The following is a 24,797-nucleotide window of genomic DNA, read 5'->3' as shown; positions in this document are numbered from 1 at the left end:
ATAAGGATATTTATCAGCAATGAATGGTGGCAGCACTTGCCCTGCGCCGCATTAATTCCGCTTCAACCTGCGCCATCGCTTCATCATGCGGTATGGCCGGGCGCGGATCATGAAGCGAACGGGTGACTTTTTCACGGAACCATTGCTCGTAAGCAGCGTCTGTCGCAGTTTGCGCGGCGGGTTCATGTTTCAGAGTATCGGTAATGTCATTCATGATGCTTTCCTAGTCATAAAAAGTCGTTCGGGGGCGGGGCACGGCGCATTTTAGCGCGGGTCAGGTCATAACTGTCTGCCAGCAAATCCAGCAGCGTGTCATCAGGCAGCATATCAAGGCGCAGGCTGACCCAGTGTTCCTTGTTCATGTGGTAGGCGGGCAGGACGCCATCCATGCCGCGCAAGAGGCTGTTCTCCCCGGCGCGGATTTTGACATTGAGGATGGCGACTTCATCTTCCGTCGCGAGGCCGAGTTTGCGCCCCGGCGGGTTCATCAGCACGGCAAACCATTTGCGGTTGCCCGCATGACGGAAAACCGCATATTGCGGATAGCGCCGCCACGGGTATTCCGCCGCCACGCCGTAGCGGTCACTGATGGTCTGTAATAACTCAGCGCGATGCATACCGCCTCCGTAAATAAAAACGCCACAGCACCTTAATCAAGGCATACAAAAAAGCAGCGGGAAAAGCGGCAAAAATAATCATCATGGCGCGCGCCATCAACAACCCCCTACGCTGTTTAAGCGGGGTAATCCTGTCATTATCGGCGCGGTAAACATATTCAAACGGATCAGCGGGACTGTCATTCCAATTTGCCGCATAAAAAACATCGCCTTCACGCTGAATAGTCACGCGATAAAAACTTTCTTCATTCTGGAAATCATAGGGTGCCGGACAGAGGGTTTTCCCCTGCCATTGCTCCTTATCGGTAAAACGGATAAAGCGCGGATAATCTTCTGCCAGTACGCAGACGCTGAAAAAATTATCCGGTGGCCGCCAATCCGGTATAGCCGCGTAATACATCACAACCCCGCATAGCGCCCAGCAGCAAAGCCCCAGCGGCATCCGTGCCCAGCGCGGACAGGGATTATCCAGCCTTTCCTGCCATGCCCATTCCGGCTTTAGCCGGCTTAATAACGGCAGAAAAGAACGGGGGACGCGCAGAATAACGGCATTGCCGTCGGCAAAGAGCAGTTGCAGATACTCTCGCGGCTGGAAATGCCCGGCTGCCCATATTCCAATGACAATACAGATAAGACCGACAAAAGAAATGACGGTTTCCAGCAAATCGGCACCATAAACGACATAAAAAAACAGGGCGGACAATAACAGGCAACTGAGCGACACGGCCAGAAACAATAAAAGCGACCACAACGCCCGTGCCGGATAGCCGATAGTGCCAAAATGCATATTGACCAATGCCCCGGCGGGATAACTTTTGCCGTTATCCAGGGTGAATTGCTTGCCGTCAAAGACGGCCATGCCGACGGTCTTATCAATCAAGCGGCGGGGAATGATGATGGGGTAGCGGTGCGGCTTCATGATTGGAGTAGCTTTCTTATTTGGATGACGGAGAGAGGGAGTGCCATTTTTGGTTTTTTGAGGCAGCCTGCGGACATGATAAAACGCTGCCAGGCGGCGTAAATACTGGGTTCGCGGGCGGACGCCAAGCGGCGTAACCACGCCGCTTCAGCCCATGTTACGGGCGGCGCGGTACAGGTCTTTCCAGTCCTCGCGCGGTTTGACGGCGGTTTCCAGGTATTCGCGCCAGACGATGACGTCCTGCACCGGGTCTTTGACGACCGCGCCGAGGAGTCCGGCGATGAGGTCGTGCGCGCGCAGAACGCCGCCGACGAAGTAGGTGACGACAGCGGCGGGCGAGAGTTGCCAGTTTTCCGGACGCGGGTTGTTGTCCTGTTTTTGCAGTTCGTACAGTCCTTCGGCGTTTTGCTGTTCGGCGTGTTGGCGGAGGGTGTCGCTCATGGCTGGGGTTCCTGTGGGTTGGGATGGGGTTGGCCGGGCTGGCTGTCCAGCAGGTCGAGGAAGGTTTGTTTTTCACCCGCGTATTGATGGAGGGTGTCGAGGAAGGTGCCGTGCGGATAGGCGGGGTGCGCGGGCAAGGCGGCGATGGTATCCGCCGTGGCGCGGGTGCCGAGGCAGACGGCGCAGCGCTCGTAAAAAAAGCGGGCATGGCCCGCTTTTTTCAAAGTGCGTCCGGTGCCGGGGGCACGGGCGGCAGCATCCGTTTGTGGCGTGAGCGTTCATGCCACCAGGCGATGGTTTTTTCTGCATCCATGCTCACCGCTTCGCCGCGCAGGAAGGCGTCCAGCTCGCGGTAGCTCACGCCCATTTCGTCTTCGTCAGTTTGTCCTGCCCAGAGTCCCGCGCTGGGCGCTTTGTTGACGACGCGCTCCGGCACGCCGAGGTGGCGCGCAAGTTCGTAAACTTGTTCTTTGCGCAGGGCGGCAAGCGGCAGGACGTCTGCGCCACCGTCACCGTATTTGGTGTAGTAACCGGTGTAGATTTCGGCGGCGTTGTCGGTGCCGACGACGATGGCGCGGTGGCTCTGCGCGGTGGTGTAAAGCAGGATCATGCGCAGGCGCGCCATGAGGTTGCCGCGCAGGACGTTGACGCGTTCGGGGTCGGGGTTGAGCACGGGCGCGAGTTGTTGCATGGCGAGATCGTAAAGCGGCGCGATGCTGATGGTTGCACCACCAAGCCCAGCGCTGGCGAGGACGGCTTCGGCGTCGCTCTGGTCTGTCTCGCTGCTGACGGCGGCAGGCAGCATCAGCGCGTGTACGGGGGCACCGGTGCGTGCAAGCAGGTGGGCACAGACGGCGCTGTCCACGCCGCCGCTGACGCCGAGGGTGTAGGCGTCCATTTGGTAGAGTTCTTGCCGCTTGTTTTCCAGCCAGTGGATGAGGTAGTCGGTGTAGGCGGTGAGGTTCATTGGGGTTCCTGTTTTTTGGGGGGGCGTGCGATATCAATGTCGGGTTGGGTTCCGTAACGGGCTGCGGTCTGTTCGTAGGCACTGATATGGTAGATGGCGCTGGGGCGGTAATCGCCGCTTTCGTAGTAGGTAATCAGGCCGTTGATGTAGTCGCGGTAGCTCTCCTGGGGATAGATGCAGGGGAAATGACCCGCGTTCATCAGGGCGTAGTTGTGGCTGTTGCGCCCAGTGCGCTTGTTGCAGTCAATGAAGTATTGCAGGTAGGCGAGGTTGTTGTGCAGGTACAGCGCCTGTTCAAAGGGGTCATGGATGGCGGCGGCGGTATGCAGCAGGTATTTGAGTTCGGCGTCGAGTTGTTGCGGGTTATCAAGCGGGATGTAATCGGTTTCGGTGATGGTGATGTGTTTGCGCCGTACCACACCTGCTTCCTCCGGCAAGACGAGGTCGCGCGCGATGAGGCTGTGCGTGGTTTTGACGAAGTCGGGCCAGTCCGGTGGCTGGCCGAGTTGTGCCAGCAGGTATTGGTAGCTACGGCGCAGGTTCAGCAGCATCACGGCGTCGCTGTATTGTTTGCCGCCGGCGGTCTGCCCCATGTTGAAGAGGGCGAGGGTGTCGGCTTTGCTGTAGCCGTTGCCTTCGAGTTGCGCCGAGCTGTAGATGAATTCGATGCCGATAGCTTCGAGGTTGCGTGGGGTGACAAGCAGTTCTGCCAGCGAGAGTTTGCCCGCCAGTTGGTGCAGGTGCTGCAATTCGCTGGCGGTGTAGATGGGACGGTAGTTGAGGTTGTCGGGCTGATAGCGCATGGCAGCTTCGGGGTTATTGGGGTTTCCCGGCGTGTTCGCGGATGAGGTCCTGTTTGAGCTGCCACAGGGCTACCGAGAGGTCCACGTAGTAGCCATGCGGGTTTTCCAGGCGGCGGATTTCATCCCACAGCGTCTGTTGTTCGGCGGCGCAGTGGGCGCGGATTTCGTCCAGCGAGGGGTTATGGGCGCTGCGCGTGCCGTGTTCCATCCATTGCTGCATGAGTTTTTTGGCGCGGTAGTTGGTGACGGTTTTCCTTTTCCACGGGTATTCGGGATCGAAGAGTTCGTAGGGCTGGCTGTCGTCTATGATTTCGTCATGCAGGGTGATAAGGTCGGCGATGGCTTTGCCGCTTGTGTTGTCATAAAGGCGCCACAGTTGTTTGAAGCCGGGCGTGGTGGTTTTGCTGAGGGTTTCGCTGATTTTGATTTTCGGGATGACGCTGCCCGCTTTTTCAAGGGCGACGATTTTGTACACGCCGCCGAAAACAGGCTCGCTTTTCGCGGTGATGAGCCGCTCGCCGACGCCGAAGGCGTCTATCGCCGCCCGCTGTTGCACCAGGTCTTTGATGAGGTATTCGTCCAGCGCGTTTGAGACGCTGATGATGGTGTCGTGCATTCCGGCGGCATCGAGCATTTCCCGCGCGCGGTTGCTGAGGTAGGCAAGGTCGCCGCTGTCAATGCGGATGCCGCGCAGTTTGTAGCCGTTCGGTGCGAGGTATTCCTGGTGGACACGGATGGCGTTCGGGATGCCCTGGCGCAGGGTGTCGTAGGTGTCAACGAGCAGCACGGTGTTGTCCGGCCAGGTTTTGGCGTATTGCAGGAAGGCGTCGTATTCGCTGTCATGGCTTTGCACAAAGGCGTGCGCCATGGTGCCGGCGGTGGGGATGCCGCTCGCAAATTCGCTATAAACGTTCGAGGTGGCCGCGACTCCGCCGATGTAGGCAGCGCGGGCGCCGTAGTTGGCGGCATCTCCGCCGTGGGCACGGCGGGCGCCAAATTCCAGCACGGGGCGACCGGCAGCGGCGTGGACGACGCGCGTTGCTTTGGTCGCGATCAGTGACTGGTGATTCAGGGAGAGAAGGAGGTAAGTTTCGATGATGTGGCAGTCAATCAGCGGTGCGCGCACGCTGAGGAGCGGCGCGTTGGGGAAGACGACGCTGCCTTCCGGCACCGCCCAGATGTCACCCTGGAAGTGGAAATCGGCGAGGTAATCGAGAAAGGCGTCGCTGAACATGCCCTTGCTGCGCAGGAAGGCGATGTCTTCTTTGTCGAAATGCAGGTATTGCAGGTAATCCAGCACCTGGCTGAGTCCGGCGAAGACGGCGTAACCACCGCCATCCGGCACACGGCGGAAGTAGTAGTCAAAGTAGGCGATTTCGTCCTGCCGGCCTTCGTTGAAATGGCTTTGCGCCATGGTCAGTTCGTAGAGGTCGGTCAGGAGGGCGCGGTGATTAATCATGGGGATTTCCTCGTTTGTCAATGAGTTCGCCGTGGATGACGCTGCCGTCTTCACGGGTGGCGGTGATATTTTCCTGGGACGATTCGGCATCCACCTCGTCATTATCGGCGTGGAAGGTCTGCTGCTGCCAGCTGAATGCGCTGTACACCGCCTGCGGCTGTACGATGCGCAGCAGGGTTGAAGCGAAAAGTGCGCGCAGCGGCGGAATCAGGAAGATGAGAGCAAGGATGCTGCTGATGAAACCGGGGACGAGTAGCAGGACGCCTGCGGTCAGGCGGTACACGCTTTCGCGGGCCACATCGCGGTTTTGCGTCTGCCCCATGCGCAGCACCGCCTGCTGCTGGCTGCGCAAGAGATAGGAACCCGCCGCGCTGGACAGCACCAACAGGGCGATGGTCGGGAAAAAGCCGATTTTTATGACGGCGAAAATTAGGGTGGCAAGCTCAACGGCCCCCCAAAGGCCCAGCAGGGCGATAAACGGCATGGTGATTTCCTGTGTTGTGGTCTGCCGGGATTATTGGTGCTGGTCAAGGAGATTGCAAGCCAGGATAATGCGCGTCGTCTGAAATGACTTCCACAGGAACCGCTTATGAAAAATGTATTCGCCCTCACCCTTGCTGCCTTGCTGCTTGCCCCCGCCCATGCCCGTGACTATACGAATCTTGACGAAAAGGGCGCGGAAAAACTGTTGCAAGAATGCGAGAAAGATCAACTGGATAGCTGCGTCACTCTTGCCTTGTGGCTGCGCGATGTCATGGAGGCACCTGCCTCGGCCTACGAGCTGCTGAAAAAAGCCTGCGACGGCGGCAACATGAAAGGCTGCAACGTCCTCGGCAATCTCTACCTCGATCCGTACAGCGGCTTGGGCATGGATCAAAAGCAGGCCAAAGCGCTGTACGAGAAAGCCTGCACTGGCGGCTACTCCAACGCCTGCACCAATCTGCGCGGATTGAAAGAAGAAAAGGCCACAACGCCGGCAGAAGACGACAACGCCAAACAGGCTCGCCTGCAATCGCTGTATAACAGCTGCATGATGGAAAATGATGCCGCCTGCGCCGCCTTGCAACGCGAGATGGAGAGCCAGCCAGCAGCTGGTGGGCAGCAGCGCAAAGAGCAGCAGCGCAAAGAAAAGCCTAGCAGGCTAGATAAATAGCGCCATCCCCATAAGTAGCCAATATCACTGCTTCATCAGAAAAGCCCCGCAAGCGGGGCTTTTTTATGCGTTACCTTTTCGCACACAACCAATATTCGCGGCTTGCCCAAGCAGCATGAACCGTTGTGTCGTCAAGCAGTGTAAATACTGGGCTCTTCAAGCGGCGTGATTGCCGGGTTGGCATCAGGCACTTTTCAGGAAGCGGTGATAGGCACTGTTGCCGGTTTCTTCGGCGTAGTCGTAGCCGATGGCGGCGAGATGCGCTTCCAGTGCTTCCAGGCGGTCGCTCTGGATGCCCGCCAGCACGCGGCCATAGTCGCTGCCATGGTTGCGGTAGTGAAAGAGGCTGATGTTGTTTTCCGTGCCGAGGGTGTGCAGGAAGTGCAGCAGCGCGCCGGGGCGTTCCGGGAAACCGAAGCGGAAGAGGCGCTCGCCAGTCGCGCCCGGGCTGATGCCGCCGATCATGTAGCGCAGATGCGATTTGGCGAGTTCGTTGTCGCTCAAGTCCTCGCTGTCGTAGCCGTTTTCACGCAGTTTGTCGATAAGGGCGGCGAGCTGGGCGCGGCCACCGGTGAGTTGTACGCCAACGAAGATTTGCGCGCGTTCGGTGTTTTGGTAGCGGTAGTTGAACTCGGTGATGTTCTGGTCACCGAGCAGGGTGCAGAAGGTGAGGAAGCTGCCGGGGCGTTCGGGGATGGTGACGGCGAGCAGGCCTTCGCGCTGTTCGCCGATTTCGGTGCGCTCGGCGACGTAACGCAGGCGGTCGAAGTTGATGTTGGCACCGGAGACGATGTTGATGAGGGTGAGGTTTTTGCCGCGCTGTCCGGCCACCCATTTTTTGCTGCCGGCGGCAGCGACGGCACCGGAGGGTTCGGCGATGGCGCGGGTGTCGTCAAAGAGGTCTTTCATCGCCGCGCAGATTTCATCGGTGCTGACGGTGACGAAATCATCCACGTGCTGCTTGATGAGTTCGTAGGTGAGTTCGCCCGGCATTTTCACCGCGACGCCGTCGGCGAAGATGCCGACGTGATCCAGCGTCTGGCGCGTGCCGCCGCGCACGGCGGTAGTCATGGAGGCAGCGTCTTCCGGCTCGACACCGATGATTTTGATGTCCGGACGCAGGCTTTTCGCCAGCACGGCGATGCCGGCGAGCAGGCCGCCGCCGCCGCAGGGCACGAAGATGGCATCAATGTGGTGCGGATGCTGGGTGAGGATTTCCAGCGCAATGGTGCCTTGTCCGGCAATCACGTCCGGGTCGTCGAAGGGGTGGATATAGGTGTAGCCGTGTTGTTCTTGCAGGGCTTTGGCGTGCTGCGAGGCAGCGTCGTAGAAGTCGCCGTGCAGGACGATTTCCACGTTTGCCCCGCCGAAGCGGCGCACCGCATCGATTTTGATGGCAGGGGTAGTGACGGGCATGACGATGACGGCGCGGATGCCGAGGCGGTTGGCGGCAAGTGCCACGCCCTGAGCGTGGTTGCCTGCCGAGGCGCAGATAACGCCGCGCGCGCGTTCACCCGAACTCAGGCGGTACATCTTGGTGTAGGCACCGCGCAGCTTGAAGGAAAAAACGGGTTGCAGGTCTTCGCGTTTGCAGAGAATGTTGTGCCCCAAGCGGTCAGAGAGGCGCGGCATGGCTTCCAGCGGGGTTTTCGTCGCCACGTCGTACACGGGTGCGGTAAAAATTTTCTCTATATAATGCTGCATGTTTTTTCCTTAACGTATGAGGTACTTGCGATGGATCAGAACGCGATGAAAGCGCTGGTCGCCAAAGAGGCGCTGCATTATATAGAAGACGGTATGACGCTGGGCGTCGGCAGCGGCTCGACGGTGAACTGCTTTATCGAGGCACTCGGTGCGGCACGGCTGCAATTTGCCGAGATTGTCACGGCGTCTGAGGAAAGTACGCGCCGCTTGCAGGCACTCGGTTACCGCGTCAGCGATTTGAACGCGGTTGGGCGGCTGGATGTGTATGTGGATGGCTGTGACGAGATCAATCCGCTGAAAGCGATGATCAAGGGCGGTGGCGCGGCGCTAACCAGGGAAAAGGTGACGGCGGCGTGCGCGGCGAAATTCGTCTGCATTATCGACGAGACAAAGCAGGTGCCAGTGTTGGGGCGCTTCCCGCTGCCGGTTGAGGTGGTGCCGATGGCGCGCAGCTTCGTCGCCCGCGAACTGGTCAAACTCGGCGGTGAACCGCGCTGGCGCGAGGGTGTGGTCACGGATAACGGCAACTGGATTCTCGACGTGCATCATCTGGAAATCACCGAACCGTTCAAACTGGAAGAAACCATCAACAACATCCCCGGCGTGGTGACGAACGGCATTTTCGCGCGGCAATCGGCGGATGTGGTGCTGACGGCGTACGCCAGCGGCAAGGTGAAAATATCCTGATTGCCACGCCGGAGCGCGCGTCCTGCCGCGTGGCGGCGATAGATTCGATCAAACAGCGGCTGTACCATGCCGCGTTTCTTTTCTTGGAGACTTTAAAAATATGCAGAAAATATTTGCCTTTATCAGCGCCATCTTGTGGTTCGCTGCCGATTATTTCAGCAAAGTGTGGGCACAAGAGGCGCTGGCGGCGGGAAACGTCATCACCGTTAACGGCTGGATGAATTTCAAGCTTGCCTTCAACAGCGGCGCAGCGTTCAGCCTCTTTGCCGACGGTGGCGGCTGGCAGCGCTGGTTCTTCATGGCGATCGCCGTCGCTATCGGCGCCTGGCTGTGCTACGCGATTCTCTTCGAGCGCACCACGGCGCTGATTCGCTTCGCCTATGCCGGCATCCTCGGCGGCGCACTGGGCAATCTGTATGACCGCATCGTGCATGGTCATGTGGTCGATTTCATCCGCTGGCACGTCGGCGATGCCTATTGGCCGACTTTTAACGTCGCCGATGTTGGCATCTGCACGGGCGTTGGTCTGCTGGTCATCGCCTGGATTTGGGATTGGCACAAGGGGAAACAAGCATGAGCGACATTCTGGTTATCCACAGCGGCGGTACGATCGGCATGGTGCCGAGCGCGGCGGGACTTGTTCCCGATCCCAACTTCGTCGCGCGCCTGCAAGCGGCGCTACCGGAGGCGGATTTTGATGTCTTCGTCTGCGAACCGGCGATCGACAGCTCTTCGGCGACGCCCGCCGCCTGGCAGCGTCTCGCCAATGCCGTCGCCGCGCATCGTGAGCAGTATCGCGCCTTTGTCGTCCTGCATGGCACGGACACGCTGGCGTACAGCGCCGCTGCCCTGAGCGGGATGCTGTGCGGCCTGGGCAAGGCGGTGGTCATCACCGGCTCGCAAATCCCGCTGGGGATGCCGGAAAGCGATGCGCTACGCAACATACGCGGCGCGCTGGCCTTCGCTGCCCTGCCGGAACTGCAACAGGTGGCGGTATTTTTCTATGACCGCCTGCTGCGCGGTGAAGCGACGCGCAAGGTGGACGCGCAAAGCTATGCCGGTTTCGACAGTCCGAATGCCGACTGGCTCGGCGTGTTCGATGGCAACACCGCGCAATTGAGCGCCCCCGTCTTTGAAGAACGCGAAGAAAGTGCCTACCTGCGCGGCGCGTGGCGCGGTTTTCAGGAAGAAGCGGTGGCGACGCTGCTGATTACGCCGGGGATGCCGTCATCCGCCTTCGCGCCGCTGCTCGCCGATGACAAACTGCGCGGCCTGGTGCTACTCAGCTATGGCGTCGGCAACCTGCCGGAACGCGACGATTTGCACGCAGCTCTGCGGGTAGCTATCGCGCGCGGCGTGTGTGTGGTGAATGTCAGCCAATGTCTGCGCGGCGAAGTGGCGGGACACAGCTACGCGGTCGGCGCGGCACGCCTCGGCGCCCTCGGTGGCGGTCGCCTGACTCCGGAAGCGGTCTATACCCGCCTGCACTGCCTGCTGGCGGAAAGCGATACACGTCCGCTGGCAGAGCGCTGGTCCAGCCAATGAGCGCACATAAAAAAACGCCCAACCGGAAAGGTTGGGCGTTTTTTGTTCGATGGTCGGAGAGACAGGATTTGAACCTGCGACCCCTTGCACCCCATGCAAGTGCGCTACCAGGCTGCGCTACACTCCGACGCGAGGCGTGCATTATAGGAATTTGGAGGGTCTATGCAAGCGCTTTTTCTTGAGGAGAAACCGTGGCTGGCGGCGGATTGGCCGCTGGCCGACCGCTTCATCGCCGGGACAACGCTGACGGCATCGCCGCTGGTCAATGAGGGTTTCAATCTCGCGCGGCACGTTGCCGATACGCCGGAACGCGTCGCTGCCGCGCGGATGCTGTTTGCCACGCATCTGCCGCCGGACGCTCGCCCCTTGTGGCTGAGTCAGGTACACAGCGCCACAGTGTGGCAGGCAGCGGATTATCAGGCGGGCTGCGAGGGCGACGCGCTGATTAGCCGCACGGCGCGCGACGTGCCGGTGGTGATGACGGCGGACTGCCTGCCGGTGTTGCTGGCCGATGAAGCGGCAACCGTCTGGGCAGCGGTACACGCCGGTTGGCCGGGGCTCTCCAAAGGCATTCTCGCGGCGACGATTGCGGCGATGAACGTGCCACCCCAGCGGCTGTTCGCCTGGATTGGGCCATGCATCCGCCAGGATAACTATGAAGTGGATGAACTGTTTTTCCAGCGCTTTGCCACGCTGGATACGCGCTTCGCCGTTGCCTTCCGCGCCAACCGCCCCGGCCACTGGCTCGCTGATTTACCCGCCATTGCCCGCCTGCAACTGCATGACGCTGGCCTGCCTGCCACGCAGATAACCGACTGCGGCCTGTGTTCCTATGCTGATCCGCGCTTTTTCTCGCACCGCCGCAACGGTGCACAAGCGGGGCGGATGGCGAGCTTCATCGTCGCCACCGTTTGAAGCGCCGCTGATTTTGCGTAGCGCATCACCAGCCGAAGCGGTGCACGATTGCGTCCGCCGCACGTGCCGACACATCCGGCGGCAATTGCGCAGCGACAGCCGCCAGCGCCGCACGTTGCCGTGCTGCCGCCTCGCCATCCGCCAGCAGCGGCGTCAGCTCGGCAACAAGACGGGCGGGGTTGCATTCTTCCTGCATACATTCCGGCACGATGTCCGCTCCTGCAAGCAGATTAGGCAGGGAAAAGCGGTTGATTTTCAGCAGCTTCAACGCCCGCGCCAGTGCCGCCGAGACAGGGTGGACGCGGTAGGCGACTACCATCGGACGATTCAGCAGTGCCGCTTCCAGGGTAATCGTGCCGCTCGCCAGCAGCAGCGCATCGCTGGCCGCCATCAGCGTGGCACTGTCCGCATCGAAGCGGTGCACATGGGGCAACGTCGCCAGCAGTGCGGCACTGGCCTTGTCCGGTGGTTGCCGCAGCGACAATACCGCTTGTAACGCAGGATCGGCTGCCTGCAAACGTTGCCAGGTCTCTAAAAACACCGGCAACAGGCGGCGTACCTCGCCTCGGCGCGAACCGGGGAAAAGACCGAGGATGCGCGCCTGCGGCGGCAAACCCAGCGCCGTACGCGCCTCGGCAGCGGGCACCATGCGCAGACGGTCGCGCAGCGGGTGCCCGACGCACACCGCCGCCACACCGTGCTTGTCGTACACCGCCGTTTCAAAAGGAAACAGGCACAGCATCAGATCGATGCAGCGGCGGATTTTATGAATGCGCTTTTCTTTCCACGCCCACAGCGACGGACTGACGTAATGCACGGTGCGCACCCCGCGCGCATGCAGGGCGCGGGCAATGCGCAGATTGAAATCGGGGGCGTCGATGCCGATGAACACATCCGGCGGGTCAGCCGCCCAATGCGCCAGCAGCGTGCGCTCGGCGGCGAGAATATCGGGCAGATGCCGCAACACCTCGACCAACCCCATCACCGACAGGCGCTCCATATCAATAAGCGAATGCAGGCCCGCCGCCTGCATGGCGGGGCCGCCGACGCCGCTAAAACGCGCATGAGGCAGACGTTCGCGCAGCGCTTGCAAGAGCGGCGCGCCAAGCAAGTCGCCGGAGGCCTCACCGGCGAGCAGGGCTATGTGAAGAGAAGGCGTGGTCATAGAAAAATCTCAAAGAAAGAACGATGCCCGCCATTATCAGCGAAAACGGCGTTAGGCGACGTCAGAACGCTTCCACACCTTGCGCTACAATGCCCACCCGCTCACATCCCACCCCCTTATGACCACCGCTATTCCCGCCCTGAATCCCCAACAAACCGAAGCCGTCACCTACCTCGGCGGCCCGCTGCTCGTCGTTGCCGGTGCCGGCAGCGGCAAGACCGGCGTCATCACCCAGAAAATCGCCTGGCTGGTGCGTCAGGCGCGTTATCCGGCGAACAGCATCTACGCCCTCACCTTCACCAACAAAGCCGCACGGGAGATGGGCGAGCGGGTGCGCGTCATCCTCGGCAAAGAAGCGCGCGGCCTGCATATCTCAACCTTTCACCGCCTGGGTCTCGACATCCTGCAAAAAGAACACCTGGCGGCAGGATTGCGGCGCAACTTCACCATCTTCGACGCCCGTGACGGCGCGACCCTTATCAAGGAACTGAGCAAACAGGAGGACGACGCGCAAGTCCGGCAGATACAGGCGCAAATATCGGCCTGCAAAAACGCCAACATCGCGCCCGCGACTGCGCGCAGCCTCGCCCAAAACGACGAACAGGTGCTGGCTGCGCACATCTACCACCACTACAACGAACGCCTGCGCGCCTACAACGCCGTCGATTTCGACGACCTCATCACCCTGCCGCTTGCCCTTTTCAAAAACCACGACGACGTGCGCACCCGCTGGCAGCACCGCATCCGCTACCTGCTCATTGACGAATACCAGGACACCAACGACAGCCAGTACCAACTGCTGCAACTGCTCGTCGGCGCAGCCGCCGCCTTTACCGCCGTCGGTGACGACGACCAGTCCATCTACGCCTGGCGCGGCGCGCGGCCGGAAAACATCGCCCACCTGCACGAAGACTACCCGACCCTGAAAACCGTCAAACTCGAACAAAACTACCGCTGCCACCAGAAAATCCTCGCTGCCGCCAACGCTCTGATCGCCCACAACCCGCACATCGTCGAAAAAGCCCTGTGGTCCACCCTGACCGAAGGCGAAGGCGTGCACGTCATCGCCGCGCGCACCGACGAAGGCGAAGCCGAACAAATCATCCGCGACATCCACCTGCGCAAAATCCGCGAAAACCGCAAAAACAGCGACTTCGCCATCCTCTACCGCAGCAACATCCAGGCGCGCCAATTCGAACAGCAACTGCGCGAACAAAACCTGCCCTACAAAATCAGCGGTGGCACCAGCTTCTTCGAACACAGCGAAATCCGCGACCTGCTCGGCTACCTGCGCCTCATCAACAACCCCGACGACGATGCCGCCTACCTGCGCGTCGTCAATACCCCCAAGCGAGAAATCGGCGCGGCCACGCTCGCAAAACTTGGCGAATACGCCGCGCGCCGCCGCGTCTCGCTCAGTACCGCCGCCGGCGAAATCGGCTTCGCCAGCGAAATCGGCAACAAAGCCTACCAGCACCTGCAAACCTACAACCAATGGCTGCGGCAAATGCAGCGTGAGGCGGAAAGCGCCCTGCCGCTCGACATCCTGAACCGCGTCATCAACGACATCGAATACGACGACTACCTCTACGACCTGCACAAAACCCCGGCCAAAATCGAAGTCCGGCAAAAACGCGTCAACCAACTGCGCGACTGGATCGGCAAACTGCAAGAAGAACGCGACAGCCTCGACGCCCTCATGCAACACCTCACCCTGCTCGACATCCTCGACCGGGAAGACAGAGAACAAGACGCCATCCAGCTCATGACCCTGCACAGCGCCAAAGGCCTCGAATACCCCATCGTATACATTGCCGGCTGCGAAGAAGAACTCCTGCCGCACAGAAACAGCATGGAAAACGACGACGGCATCCGCGAAGAACGCCGCCTGCTCTACGTCGGCATGACCCGTGCCAAAGAAACCCTCATCCTCAGCTACGCCAGAACCCGCCGCCGGGGCGCCGAACTGCAAACGGGCGAGCCCAGCCGCTACCTCGACGAACTGCCCGAAGACGGCGTGCAATGGCACGACGGGCGCACCCCGCCCGACCCCGCCGCCGAACAACAAAAAAACGAAGAATTCTTTGCCGACCTGCAAACAATGCTGCGACAATAAAGCCACACACCGGCACACAAACCAAGGAGCAACCCGTGAGCCTGCTGAAAAAAAACAAAAAAGACCTGCCCCCCGAAGAACAGCACGACGCCGAACAATACGCCGCCTGGCACCAGGAAGCCCTGCAAGGCGACGCCGCCGCCCAGTTCCGCATCGGCTGGATGCACGCCAACGGCCACGGCGTCGCCCGGGATGACCGCCGTGCACTGGACTGGTACCAAAAATCCGCCGCCCAGGGCTTCGCTGCCGCCCAGTGCAACCTCGGCTGGATGTATGGCGAAGGCCGGGGCGTTGAAAAAAACGACGAACAGGCCGCCTACTGGTACGAAAAAGCCGCCATCCAAGGCGACAAACAAGCCCAATACAACCTCGGCAACCTCTACATCGCCGGCATCGGTGTGGACAAAGACGAACGCCGCGCCGCCTTCTGGTTCGTCCAGGCCGCGCAGCAGGACGACGTCGAAGCCCAGTACAACCTCGGCAACCTCTACTTCCGGGGCGAAGGCGTCACCCAGGACGACCGCCGCGCCGTGCGCTGGTACGAAAAAGCCGCACAACAAGGCTACGCCAAAGCCCAATGCAACCTGGCCATGATGTACGAACGAGGCCGGGGCGTTGCGCAAAACCCCGAAATCGCCGCCGAATGGTACGGCTGCGCCGCCGAACAGGGCGACAGCAAAGCCCAATACCGCCTCGCCCTGCTCTACGAAAAAGGCGAAGGCGTGCCGCAGGACGACAACATGGCCTACTACTGGCTGGAAAGCGCCGCCGCCCAGGACAACGAAAGCGCCATCGCACGCCTCGAATACTACCAGGAGCGCACCGTGGTGGACTGGTACCGCCAGACCACCAACCAGGGTACCCCGCCGCTTGCTGACGACGGCGAACACTACTACGACATGACCTACGACGGCGCGACCGACTACTACCCGCTCGGCGTCCTGCACCGCGAAGGCTGGCAAAAACTCGACAAATACCAGCAAAGCCTGAAAAGCATCGAATACAACATCAGCCCCGAAACCATCGCCGCTGTCGAAGCCGAAAACAGGCGCAGCCCCATCTGGATTGACCCGATTGCCGACGAAGACGACAACGACGCCTACTACGACCCCATTCTCAACACCCGCGAAAACAACGGCCTCCTGTACAGCGACGCCGGCTACCGCCGTGCCATCGCCAGCTTCAACCGCGCCGCCCGCCACGCCGCGCACAGCTTCGAACAGGCCGCCAGGCAGGGCAACAGCGACGCCCAATACAACCTCGGCGTCATGTACGAAAACGGCCAGGGCATCGAGCAGGACTACGCCCGCGCCGCCTACTGGTACGAACTCGCCGCCGAGCAGGGGCACGCCCGTGCCCAATACCAGCTCGGCAACCTCTACCGTGAAGGCCTTGGTGTCAAAGAAGACCCGAAAATCATGCAAGCCTGGTGGCAGCGTGCTGCCGAACAAGGCCTGCAACAAGCCGCACGCCAGCTCGACAAGTGGAAACGCCCGCGCCACGCGCACATCGCCTGATACTATCGAAGCGATAAAACGGTGCAGGACGGGCTTCAGCCCGTCCTGCTTCTTTTTGTTGTTACAGTTTGGAGCTTTAACTGCACCGGATAAGTATCTTGCTTTTTTCTCAAACAGATACCGCATAAAAAAACCGCCCTGTGGGGGCGGTTTTTTTATGCGGCGAAAGCCTTACAGCTCGGCGGCGCGCAGTTGTGCATACAACGCTTCATGTTCCTTGATGGTCGCGTTGTCAATGCGGCGGCGCACCGAGTTGTAGCCAATAATCTTGTCGTTTTCAATAATCGGGCTGATGACGGCGCGTACCCAATAATAGCCGCCGTCCTTGCGCAGGTTCTTCACGCACCCCGTCCATTGTTTGCCCGCTTGTACCGTTGCCCACATGTCTTCAAAGGCTGAAGCCGGCATGTGCGGATGACGCAGGATGTAGTGCGGCTGGCCAACCAGTTCTTCTTTTTCCCAACCACTCGCCTCAATGAAGGGGATATTGACGTCGGTGATAAAGCCGGCGGTATCGGTGCGCGAGAAGATCATCATGGTGTTAGTCAGGTAGAACTGGGCATCGGTCACATAGACACGGCGTTTATGCCCGTCGTAATAGGTCAGGTCAAACGCTTCGGATGCACCGGCGGGTTTTTCCATATCGGGGATCGGTTTCATAATAAAGCCTCGTAATTGATGTACAAAAGGACGTTCGCCATCCTCGGTAGGATGGCGAATACCGCTATAAAGCAGATTTCGTGCCATCTTGGGTAGCTATATTACTTTTGGTTATTTTGCCTGCCTATTGCAGCGCCTGCGTCGCTACCAGCGCGTCGGCGGCACCGCAGATGGCACCAATAACCGCGATGCCGTCCGGACTGGTCGCACGCACGGCGGCGACATTGTCCGTATTGATGCCGCCGATGGCAACACCGGGCAGGCATTTGGCGGCGACCATCGCCGCGAGGCCATCCAGACCGATGGCCGGATCGGCATCTGCCTTCGAGCGGGTCGGGAACACTGGCCCCATGCCGATATAGTCCACGATGCCGCTATCCACCGCCTGCACCTGGGCGACGCTGTGCGTGGATAGCCCCAAAATCCGCTCGCTGCCGATGAGGCGGCGCACCACCGCCGCCGGCAAATCGCTTTGGCCGATATGCACCCCATCCGCGCCGACGGCGAGGGCAATATCCACCTGATCATTGATGATGAACGGTACCTGATGCGCGGCGCAACGCGCCTTGACGGCAAGCGCAGTGTCGTACCAGACCCGCTTGCTCCAGGCAGTCTTGTGGCCGCGCAACTGCAACACGCTGACGCCGCCCTGCAAGGCGGCTTCGGCGACGGCGAGCAGTCGCTCGCCACAGGCGGCAGCGTCCAAGACCAGATAAAGATGCAGATTGCAGGCGTTCATGATTGCACCTCCTCGGCAAACGGGGCGTCGTAACTCAGCGCATCCAGCAGCGCCACCGCAAACGCGCCCATGCCGACCGCGCGCGCGGCATGACTCCCCGCCTGCTTCATCAGCCAGGCAGCACTCGCTGCCGCATCCAGCGGCGGGGCAACGGTACAAAACGCCGCTACCAGCGCAGAAAGCGCACAACCGCAAGCGGTGACCCGCGTCTGGCGCACATCGCCGCCATCGTTGAACCACAGCACCTCGCCGTCGGTGATGTAATCACGGGCACCGCTGACCAGTACGACGCATTGCTGCTTCTGCGCCAGTTCCAGCGCCGCGCCCGCTGCTTCCTCCGGCGTCGAAAGGCTGTCGGCACCGCGCAGCCGCGCAGCTTGACCGTTCAGCCATAAAATCTCGGCGGCATTGCCACGGATGACCGTTGGCCGGAAAGCAAGCAATTCGCGGGCAAAATCACTGCGGAAAGTGAGCAGGTCGCCGACCGCGACCGGATCAAGCACCCACGGCTTACTGTTCTTGGCTGCCGTGCGCGCGGCACGGCGCATCCCCGGCAGGCGGCCGTTGTGTAGGGTGCCGATATTGATGAGCAGACTGTCGGCGGCGGCGGTGAACGCGCCGCATTCCTCCTCTGCCTCGATCATCGCCGGCGACGCCCCTGCTGCCAGCAGCACATTGGCGGTGAAATTTTTTGCGACATCGTTGGTCAGACAATGAACGAGCGGGACGGATTGTGCCAGTTTTTGCCAATGGGCGCGGGCGGATGCAGCGGGATAAGGTTGGGATGGCTTCATGCGGACTCCTGAAAGTGAGAGAAGATGGATAGCAGTTTATAGCGGCTTCCCCAATAGATAGTCAATCAGCACCTGCACGCAGCAGGCCTTTTGCGCGTGCTGGCGGTAGTAGAGGTGCACCGGTGGATAGCGGCGCCAGTAGGGTTCGAGGACGGGGATGAAGGCATCGTGGTCGCCCTGCAAGTCGCGGATAGGCTCAAAAATACGGGCAATAGCGAGGCTGTCGCGCACGACGTCCGCCATCACCTCGATGTCGTTACAGATAAGCGGCGTCGGCATGGTGATGCTGATGCCCTGCCCGTCTTCATGCAGGGTCAGCGGGTAGAGGTGGTTCGCAGTCACGAAGCGGTAAGCGACGAGACGGTGGTGCAGCAGGTCGGCAGGCGTCTGCGGCGTGCCGTGCGCATCAAGGCAGGCGCGAGTGGCATAAAGACCCTCACGCATCGCCGGATAGAGCAGGCGGGCGACGACACCGTCTTCTAGCGCGTTGCCGAAGCGGATACCGAGGTCGAAGCCGCTGCTGATGAGGCCAATGGTGCCGTCGTGAACGAAGATTATCAGTTGCAGTTGCGGATAGCGACGGCAGAAGTTGGCAAAAACAAGACGCAAGATAAGCTGGTAGGCGAAGCATGACAGGGTGATACGCACCCGTCCCGCCGGTTCGTCGCCCGCTTGCCTTACTTCGTCCACCGCTTGGTGCAGGGCGAGCAGGGCATCGGCGGTGCGCATCAGCAGTTGTTCACCTGCCTCTGTCAGAACGTGTTCATAGTCTTCGTAGCAGGACTCCCAAGAAAGCCAAAGCTACCATTTGCAGACCGGTACTCAACTTACGCTCGCAGTTTTTCCAAAGCCGCCTGTTCTTTTCCAACCAGGAAAAGCTGCGCTCTACTACCCATCGCTTCGGCAATACCGCAAAGCGGTGCAATTCGTTTCGTTTGGCAACCTCTACCTCCGCACCAATCAACTCCTGTACCGACGAAGCAAATGCCTTACCCGTGTAACCACCGTCAGCAAGGACTTTTTGTACCGCATCAAGATTATCCCTGTCACGTTCCAAGGCTAGCAGGCAGCCTTTTCTATCCGTAATATCCGCCGTCGTTACCGCAAGCGCATGCGGCAAACCCTGCGTGTCAACCGCTATATGCCGCTTGATACCGCTAACCTTTTTGCCCGCATCGTAGCCTTTTTCCATGGCGGTATCCGTGTTCTTCACACTCTGCGCATCAATAATCAGGAAAGTGGTTGCTTCATGGCGCCCCTGCTTGCGGCGCTCCGCAACTACCTGATTTTTTTAATGCTTCCTCAAGGATGCTGATGCCACTCTCGCGTGGCTCAGTCCATCTCCGGAAGTAGGAATGCACGGTGCGCCATTTGGGGAAATCGCCCGGCAAAGCGCGCCAGGAGCAGCCAGTGCGTTGCAGATAGAGAATGGCACGAGACATCGTACAAATCCACTTTGCGCGGTGCTGTGCGTTTACGGGCACTTTCCAAAAGAGGGAGAAGGGGGGCGAATTGTGTGCGACTGATATCGCTTGGGTAGGCTTTTCTGTTCATGCCGATAGTTTACAGCAGAGACGGAGACTATGAACACGTTATAAGGGCTGCGGCGTTTTTTAGCACCCGTTTTGTCCATTACGCCTCTTTATACTCTGCCCGTGGCAACGGGGGTAACAGAGTGTTGATTGTATTTTCACCGACATAAAATAATGCATCTGCCCGTTGCCTTTTTAGTTCCTGTTTACCGATATTCCTGTCAGCATACTTTTCAGGACACCACCTGAAATTTGTCCATTACGCCGAAAACAGAGCTTCCGGCAAACGGATATAAAAAAGCCGCGCTATTTGCGCGGCATCTCAACAAGGAGATTATAATCAAAGAAGGATTTGGTGGGCCGTAAAGGGCTCGAACCTTTGACCGATTGATTAAGAGTCAACTGCTCTACCAACTGAGCTAACGGCCCGTTTAAAAGCGGTGGTGGGTCGTGAAGGATTCGAACCTTCGACCAATTGGTTAAAAGCCAACTGCTCTACCACTGAGCTAACGACCCCAAGGTATAAAGAAAAAGGCAAACGGAAGGTTAAATGGTGGGTCGTGAAGGATTCGAACCTTCGACCAATTGGTTAAAAGCCAACTGCTCTACCACTGAGCTAACGACCCATTATCCGTTTGAGGGCGCGCATTATGCCAAATTATTTTTTCGATGCAAGGCATTTGCGGCAATCTTTTGCTAGGTTTTTGTTTTTGCTGACACGGGGCTATGCATCGTTGCGGCGGATGCGGTAGCGGTAGAGGAGCTCACCTTCATGGTTGACGATATCCAGTCGTTCGCCGCCGTTTTTTTCGATGACTCGTGCCGAAGCGGGATTATCCACCGCGCACACCAGCAGTAATTCACGGAGGCCGAGAGAATCGCTGTATTGCAACGCGTGCGTCAGCATCCGGGTAGCGATACCCTGATTCCAACAAGCGGGATGGACACCGTAGCCAATGTGACCGCCGTAGGCACGCAGGTAATCGTTCAGCGTGTGACGCAGGTTAATCACGCCAATCACGCGAGCGCTGTCGTCATCCCAGGCAATCCAGTTGCTATCCGCCACTTTGATGATGCCGTTTGGCAGCTGTGTTCCCGCCGGGGCGGCGCAGGCGGCAAGCCAGGACGGAATGTCCGGAAAGAGGTCGAAATAGGCACCGTGCACGGGAACACCGGTCGCCGCCAGTGCCTGCTGGTAGGCAAGCAAGGCGGCTTCATGGGCAAGGGTCGGGGTAATGATGCGGATCTGCATGGGCTTATTGTCCTAACAGCGGGTGAATGCGGCGGATGTCGCGGCAGAGGTTGGGATACTCGGGAATGTCGTCCGGCGTGAGGTAACCGTGGCGAATGAGGTAGTCAATGGCGACCACGGCGGAATTCAGCTTGAATTCTTCCGTTTCTCGTACAAGGCGGGCGACCTCGTCCAACGGCAGGCAGAGGAATTCCGCGACTTCGCCGTCACGGTTTACGGGGCGGAAATCCGCTGGCAGATGCAGATCGTAGAGGTAGAGCAGATCGGCGCGGATGCCGTTTTCGGTTTGCGCGGTGTAGCTGATGGTGCCGACGGGTCGCGCCTGCCGCGCCAGAGCTTCGGGAATAGCCGCCTCTTCGCCGCTTTCTTTGATGAGGTTGGCAAGGATACCGATGCCATGCGGGATGCCGCCAGCGGCAATCTGGTCGAGTTTGCCCGGTTCGACGGATTTGCTTGCCGCGCGGCGGGCAATCCACATATGCGGCACGCCGTCGCGTTCGGTGATGCCGTTTGCATGTACGCCGTAACCGCAGACACCCAGCACCGGCGCGGCGGCACGTTCGATCAGGGCGCGGGCGGGATGATGCAGGCTGGCAAGTAGCGGCAGTTTTTCGTCCCGCCAGCCGCTGATGTAGCCGCTGCGATAGAGCGCGGCGGCGAGATTGGCGAGCAGACGGTTGCGAGCGGCGAAGTCGGCGGGGGCGTCCCAGATGTAGCGCGCGCCCTCTTCTCGCAGAACGATGCCGTGCGCCTGCAGGCGGGCAAGGTTGTGTTCCCAGATGAGGCCGACGGCGTCGCCGTCCAGAATGAGCGGGCGGTATTCGGCGAGGTTGGCGCTGTTGAGTTGCTGGATGCGGGTGAGGTAGGTCATGTCAGTTCTCTTGTGGACGGCGGGCATAGCGCTGCGCGAGGACGGCGCAGACCATCAGCTGAATCTGGTGGAAGAGCATCAGCGGCAACACCAAGATGCCGACGGTCGCAGGCGGAAAGAGGATGTTCGCCATCGGGATACCGTTGGCGAGGCTTTTCTTCGAGCCGCAGAAGACAATGGTGATTTCATCTTCCTTGCTGAAACCGAGGGCGCGGGCGCTGTAAGTGGTGAAGACGAGGACGATGGCGAGCAGCAGGCAGGAGACGACGGCGATGAGAATCAGCGTCGCCACGCTCACTTTTCCCCAGATGCCTTCCAGCACCGCCTCGCTGAACGCGGTATAGACGACGAGCAAGATAGAAGACTGGTCGGTGATTTTAATCAGGCGGCGGTTTTTGCTGATCCAGTTGGCAAGCCATGGCCGCGAGAGATGACCGAGGACGAAAGGCAGCAGCAGTTGCAGCATGACCGCCTGCACCGAATGGAACAGATCCGTCTGCCCCTGCGCACTGAGGAGCAGGCCGACGAGCACAGGCGAGAGGAAGACGCCAAGCAGGCTGGATAGCGCGGCGCTGCACACGGCGGCGGCGATGTTGCCGCGCGCCACCGAGGTGAAGGCGATGGCGGATTGCACCGTAGCGGGTAGGGCGCAGAGATAGAGGAAACCCTGGTAAATATCAGGCGGAATGAGCGACGGCGTCAGTGGGTACAAGGCGAGGCCGAGCAGCGGAAAGAGGATGAACGTCGTCGCCAGCACCAGACTGTGCAGCCGCCAGTGGCCGACGCCGGCAAGAATGGCTTCGCGCGAGAGCTTGGCGCCGTGCATGAAAAACAGCAGGGCGATGGCAGCGGTGGTGAGGTGCTTGAAGAAGGTCTTGCCGATGCCTTGTGCGGGGACGATGGTCGCGGCGAGCACCATCAGCAGGATCATCATGAGGAAAGGGTCAAGCCGCAGACGGCGGATGGGATTCATGGGCAAGCGAAAGAATAAAGGGGGCGGCTATTGTATAGCCGCGCCCCGCCGAAACCCATACGCATCACGGGCGCAGGCGTCGCTCCGCCCAGTACACGAGCAGCAGCACCGGCACGCCGATCAGCGAGGTAATCATGAAAAAGGCGGGATAGCCGACGGCGGTGACGATGCTGCCGGAGTAGCCGCCAAGCGTTTTCGGCAGGAGCGTCATCAGCGAACTGAAAATGGCGTACTGCACGGCGGTAAAGCGGATACTGGTCAGCGACGACAGGAAGGCGACGAAGACCGAGCTGGCCAGCCCCGCCGCAAGATTGTCGAAACCGACCACACCGTAGAGCAGCCAGTTATGGCTGCGGAAAGCGGTGGCAACACCCGCCTGCATGGCGTGGATCACCCCTTCCAGCGGCGGCAACACGGGCAAACCCTGCGCGGTGGCAAGCAGCGATTTGTCGCCGTACCAAGCCAGCAGAATGAAAAGCAGATTGGTGCCGACGGTGAGTAGCGCGCCGAGCATCATCATCCGCATCAGCGCATAACGCTGCGCCAGCATCCCGCCGAGGAAACCGCCCACCAGCGTCATCACCACGCCAAAAACCTTCACGGCACTGGCGATCTCCGTCTTGCTGTAGCCCAAATCCTGATAGAACACGTTGCTGATGGCACCGGAAACAATATCCGTGCTGCGGTAAAGGCCGATGAGCGCCAGGAGTAACACCGCCACGCGCCCGTAGCGGCGGAAAAAATCGGCGACAGGTTCCAGCCACGTCTGCCACGCCAGCTCACGGCTGACCAGCCCCGCACGCACGCACACCGTGCCGACCAAAGCCGCTGCCGCCAGTCCGCCGGTAAGACGCAGACTCTCGCGCAGAAAACCGCCGAGGACGCTGCTAGCGGCGGGCAGACCGCTGAGCAGGCGGTAAACGGCAATCAGCACGACGACGGCAACGGCAAAGAGCGCAAGCAGGCGCAGATTATCGGCGACGGGACGCAGCGTGTTGACGCTGCCGGAGGTCGGCGGTTCACGCAATATCAACGTCGTGGCGAGGCCGATACCCATCACCGCCGCCATGCAGAAATACGTCGCCCGCCAGGCGGCGTAATCGTAATGCTGCATGGTCGAGCCGAACCAGGTCGCCAGCAGCAACGCCCCCGCACCGGAAACAATCATGCCGCAGCGGTAACCCGCCGTGTAGGTCGCCGCCATCGCCGCCTGCATCGCGCTGTCGCCCGCCGCCGCTTCGATGCGGTAGGCGTCAATCACAATATCCTGCGTCGCCGCCGAAAAACCAAGGAGGACAGCGGCGAGCGCCATCAGCGACAGCGCTTCGCCATCGGCGGGATTGATGAGCGCCATCAGGCAGATGGCAGCGGTGACGACGCACTGCGCGGCGGCGAGCCAGGCCCGGCGCCGCCCGAGACGGCGGGTCAAGAGCGGCAGCGGCAAGGTATCGACCAGCGGCGACCAGATGAACTTGCAGGAATAAGCGAGCGCCGCCCAGCTGAAACGGGTTACCGTGCCGCGCTCAACGCCCGCTTCATTCAGCCAGATAGACAAGCTGGAAAAGATAAGGAGGAACGGGAGGCCAGCGGCAAAGCCGAGGAAAAAGAGGCTGATGGCGCGGCGGTCGGTGTAAATGGCGGCAGAGCGGAAGAAACGGGGATTGGTCATGGGGAGCGGTCGGTCGGAAAAAGGTGGCAATCATAGACCTTCCCGCCGCCGTGTTCACCTACTGAGGGGGTTCTGCGTTACTGTCCCCTACCCCGCCCTACCCGCTTTGGCAAGAAAGCCCGCCCTGCGAGCGGAATGCCGCCAGGCGGCGTGATTACCGGGTTTCGTACATGATGGGCTTCAGCCCATCATGATGAAAATAAAGCAGTGTTGTTGCGGCGGGCTGAAGCCCGCCCTACGCCCACCAAGCGGCGTCGTTGTTGGCTTCGTCAAGCGGTGTGGGCATAAAAAAATCCGAC

At 60.1% G+C, this 24,797-nt stretch carries 25 protein-coding genes, 4 tRNA genes and 2 pseudogenes; 7 read left to right on the top strand and 24 right to left on the bottom strand.

All coding sequences use genetic code 11. From position 1 onward, the window contains the following. Window positions 1-13 precede the first annotated feature (13 nt). The 9 genes and pseudogenes from relB to DY250_RS05215 form a co-directional block, all read right to left on the bottom strand. Entirely contained in the window at window positions 14-214 is a 201-nt protein-coding gene (gene relB / locus DY250_RS05255) for a type II toxin-antitoxin system RelB family antitoxin (protein WP_218565542.1), read from the bottom strand. A gap of 13 nt (window positions 215-227) precedes the next feature. After that, the gene (locus tag DY250_RS05250; protein ID WP_115611363.1) at window positions 228-617 is read right to left on the bottom strand and encodes an MmcQ/YjbR family DNA-binding protein; all 390 of its coding nucleotides are present in this window, start codon (window positions 615-617) and stop codon (window positions 228-230) included. Then, window positions 604-1,677 (bottom strand): hypothetical protein, encoded by a 1,074-nt coding sequence (locus DY250_RS05245; RefSeq protein ID WP_245951034.1) that lies wholly within the window; start codon window positions 1,675-1,677, stop codon window positions 604-606. Before DY250_RS05245 ends, DY250_RS05250 begins: the two co-directional genes overlap by 14 nt. 6 nt (window positions 1,678-1,683) lie before the next feature. Further along, a pseudogene (locus DY250_RS14875) lies at window positions 1,684-1,851 on the bottom strand (ATPase); the annotation flags it as partial. A gap of 122 nt (window positions 1,852-1,973) precedes the next feature. Then, window positions 1,974-2,201 (bottom strand): hypothetical protein, encoded by a 228-nt coding sequence (locus tag DY250_RS05235; RefSeq protein WP_115611359.1) that lies wholly within the window; start codon window positions 2,199-2,201, stop codon window positions 1,974-1,976. After that, complete coding sequence (nadE, locus tag DY250_RS05230; RefSeq protein ID WP_115611358.1) at window positions 2,198-2,944, bottom strand: NAD(+) synthase; 747 nt, start codon at window positions 2,942-2,944, stop codon at window positions 2,198-2,200. Before nadE ends, DY250_RS05235 begins: the two co-directional genes overlap by 4 nt. Then, complete coding sequence (locus DY250_RS05225) at window positions 2,941-3,747, bottom strand: Fic family protein (protein ID WP_115611357.1); 807 nt, start codon at window positions 3,745-3,747, stop codon at window positions 2,941-2,943. The genes nadE and DY250_RS05225 overlap by 4 nt, the downstream gene beginning before the upstream one ends. Before the next feature lie 13 nt (window positions 3,748-3,760). After that, window positions 3,761-5,206 carry a nicotinate phosphoribosyltransferase gene (locus DY250_RS05220; protein ID WP_115611356.1) on the bottom strand — a complete coding sequence of 482 codons (1,446 nt, stop codon included), beginning with the start codon at window positions 5,204-5,206 and terminating at the stop codon, window positions 3,761-3,763. After that, window positions 5,199-5,690: an FxsA family protein gene (locus DY250_RS05215; protein WP_115611355.1), complete on the bottom strand. Its 492-nt coding sequence runs from the start codon at window positions 5,688-5,690 to the stop codon at window positions 5,199-5,201. The genes DY250_RS05220 and DY250_RS05215 overlap by 8 nt, the downstream gene beginning before the upstream one ends. Before the next feature lie 105 nt (window positions 5,691-5,795). Here DY250_RS05215 and DY250_RS05210 point away from each other — a divergent pair, with 105 nt between their 5' ends. Next, window positions 5,796-6,359: an SEL1-like repeat protein gene (locus DY250_RS05210; protein WP_174904598.1), complete on the top strand. Its 564-nt coding sequence runs from the start codon at window positions 5,796-5,798 to the stop codon at window positions 6,357-6,359. A gap of 183 nt (window positions 6,360-6,542) precedes the next feature. Here DY250_RS05210 and ilvA read toward each other — a convergent pair whose 3' ends face one another. Continuing rightward, the gene (gene ilvA / locus DY250_RS05205; RefSeq protein WP_115611354.1) at window positions 6,543-8,063 is read right to left on the bottom strand and encodes a threonine ammonia-lyase, biosynthetic; all 1,521 of its coding nucleotides are present in this window, start codon (window positions 8,061-8,063) and stop codon (window positions 6,543-6,545) included. A 30-nt stretch (window positions 8,064-8,093) separates the two neighbouring features. Here ilvA and rpiA point away from each other — a divergent pair, with 30 nt between their 5' ends. The 3 genes from rpiA (at window position 8,094) to DY250_RS05190 (ending at window position 10,295) form a co-directional block, all read left to right on the top strand. Next, a complete protein-coding gene (rpiA, locus tag DY250_RS05200) occupies window positions 8,094-8,750 on the top strand; it encodes a ribose-5-phosphate isomerase RpiA (protein WP_115611353.1) in 657 nt (218 codons plus the stop codon). 100 nt (window positions 8,751-8,850) lie between these two features. After that, window positions 8,851-9,327 (top strand): signal peptidase II, encoded by a 477-nt coding sequence (lspA, locus tag DY250_RS05195; protein ID WP_006984068.1) that lies wholly within the window; start codon window positions 8,851-8,853, stop codon window positions 9,325-9,327. Beyond that, a complete protein-coding gene (locus DY250_RS05190) occupies window positions 9,324-10,295 on the top strand; it encodes an asparaginase (protein ID WP_115611352.1) in 972 nt (323 codons plus the stop codon). Before lspA ends, DY250_RS05190 begins: the two co-directional genes overlap by 4 nt. A 50-nt stretch (window positions 10,296-10,345) precedes the next feature. Here the strand turns inward: DY250_RS05190 and DY250_RS05185 are convergent. Further along, window positions 10,346-10,422: transfer RNA gene (locus tag DY250_RS05185), tRNA-Pro, on the bottom strand. Between the two features lie 35 nt (window positions 10,423-10,457). On the opposite strand from DY250_RS05185, the gene pgeF reads away from it, so the two are divergent. Continuing rightward, complete coding sequence (gene pgeF, locus DY250_RS05180; RefSeq protein ID WP_115611351.1) at window positions 10,458-11,210, top strand: peptidoglycan editing factor PgeF; 753 nt, start codon at window positions 10,458-10,460, stop codon at window positions 11,208-11,210. A 25-nt stretch (window positions 11,211-11,235) separates the two neighbouring features. Here pgeF and lpxB read toward each other — a convergent pair whose 3' ends face one another. Further along, window positions 11,236-12,375 (bottom strand): lipid-A-disaccharide synthase, encoded by a 1,140-nt coding sequence (gene lpxB, locus DY250_RS05175; RefSeq protein WP_115611350.1) that lies wholly within the window; start codon window positions 12,373-12,375, stop codon window positions 11,236-11,238. A gap of 118 nt (window positions 12,376-12,493) precedes the next feature. Between lpxB and DY250_RS05170 the strand changes: the two genes are divergently transcribed. Further along, a complete protein-coding gene (locus tag DY250_RS05170; protein ID WP_115612778.1) occupies window positions 12,494-14,491 on the top strand; it encodes a UvrD-helicase domain-containing protein in 1,998 nt (665 codons plus the stop codon). A gap of 35 nt (window positions 14,492-14,526) precedes the next feature. Beyond that, complete coding sequence (locus DY250_RS05165; RefSeq protein ID WP_115611349.1) at window positions 14,527-16,008, top strand: SEL1-like repeat protein; 1,482 nt, start codon at window positions 14,527-14,529, stop codon at window positions 16,006-16,008. A gap of 171 nt (window positions 16,009-16,179) precedes the next feature. Here DY250_RS05165 and DY250_RS05160 read toward each other — a convergent pair whose 3' ends face one another. The 12 genes and pseudogenes from DY250_RS05160 to DY250_RS05105 all read right to left on the bottom strand — a co-directional run bounded on the left by DY250_RS05160 (window position 16,180) and on the right by DY250_RS05105 (window position 24,498). Then, complete coding sequence (locus tag DY250_RS05160) at window positions 16,180-16,668, bottom strand: PAS domain-containing protein (RefSeq protein ID WP_006984062.1); 489 nt, start codon at window positions 16,666-16,668, stop codon at window positions 16,180-16,182. A 124-nt stretch (window positions 16,669-16,792) separates the two neighbouring features. Further along, window positions 16,793-17,407 carry a thiamine phosphate synthase gene (thiE, locus tag DY250_RS05155; protein ID WP_115611348.1) on the bottom strand — a complete coding sequence of 205 codons (615 nt, stop codon included), beginning with the start codon at window positions 17,405-17,407 and terminating at the stop codon, window positions 16,793-16,795. Then, on the bottom strand, window positions 17,404-18,201 hold the full coding sequence (gene thiM, locus DY250_RS05150; RefSeq protein ID WP_115611347.1) for a hydroxyethylthiazole kinase: 798 nt from the start codon (window positions 18,199-18,201) through the stop codon (window positions 17,404-17,406). Before thiM ends, thiE begins: the two co-directional genes overlap by 4 nt. Window positions 18,202-18,237: 36 nt before the next feature. Next, window positions 18,238-18,930: a LysR substrate-binding domain-containing protein gene (locus tag DY250_RS05145; RefSeq protein ID WP_115611346.1), complete on the bottom strand. Its 693-nt coding sequence runs from the start codon at window positions 18,928-18,930 to the stop codon at window positions 18,238-18,240. A gap of 34 nt (window positions 18,931-18,964) precedes the next feature. Further along, a pseudogene (locus DY250_RS05140) lies at window positions 18,965-19,755 on the bottom strand (IS5 family transposase). Between the two features lie 331 nt (window positions 19,756-20,086). After that, window positions 20,087-20,162: transfer RNA gene (locus tag DY250_RS05135), tRNA-Lys, on the bottom strand. Between the two features lie 12 nt (window positions 20,163-20,174). Next, window positions 20,175-20,249 (bottom strand) — tRNA-Lys (locus DY250_RS05130). 35 nt (window positions 20,250-20,284) lie between these two features. Beyond that, a tRNA-Lys gene (locus DY250_RS05125) sits at window positions 20,285-20,359 on the bottom strand. Window positions 20,360-20,457: 98 nt separating this feature from the next. Continuing rightward, a complete protein-coding gene (locus DY250_RS05120; RefSeq protein ID WP_115611345.1) occupies window positions 20,458-20,985 on the bottom strand; it encodes a GNAT family N-acetyltransferase in 528 nt (175 codons plus the stop codon). A gap of 4 nt (window positions 20,986-20,989) precedes the next feature. Further along, window positions 20,990-21,856, bottom strand: coding sequence for an NUDIX hydrolase (locus DY250_RS05115; protein WP_245951033.1), 867 nt, complete (start codon window positions 21,854-21,856; stop codon window positions 20,990-20,992). Window position 21,857: 1 nt separating this feature from the next. Beyond that, on the bottom strand, window positions 21,858-22,829 hold the full coding sequence (locus DY250_RS05110) for a bile acid:sodium symporter family protein (RefSeq protein ID WP_115611343.1): 972 nt from the start codon (window positions 22,827-22,829) through the stop codon (window positions 21,858-21,860). A 64-nt stretch (window positions 22,830-22,893) separates the two neighbouring features. Continuing rightward, window positions 22,894-24,498, bottom strand: coding sequence for an AmpG family muropeptide MFS transporter (locus DY250_RS05105; RefSeq protein WP_115611342.1), 1,605 nt, complete (start codon window positions 24,496-24,498; stop codon window positions 22,894-22,896). Between the last annotated feature and the right edge of the window lie 299 nt (window positions 24,499-24,797).

The sequence above is a fragment of the Cardiobacterium valvarum genome (genome assembly GCF_900460955.1).
Classification (GTDB): Bacteria; Pseudomonadota; Gammaproteobacteria; order Cardiobacteriales; family Cardiobacteriaceae; genus Cardiobacterium; species Cardiobacterium valvarum.
Note: the sequence above shows the minus strand (reverse complement) of the source record. Positions and strands in the feature narration are given on the sequence as shown.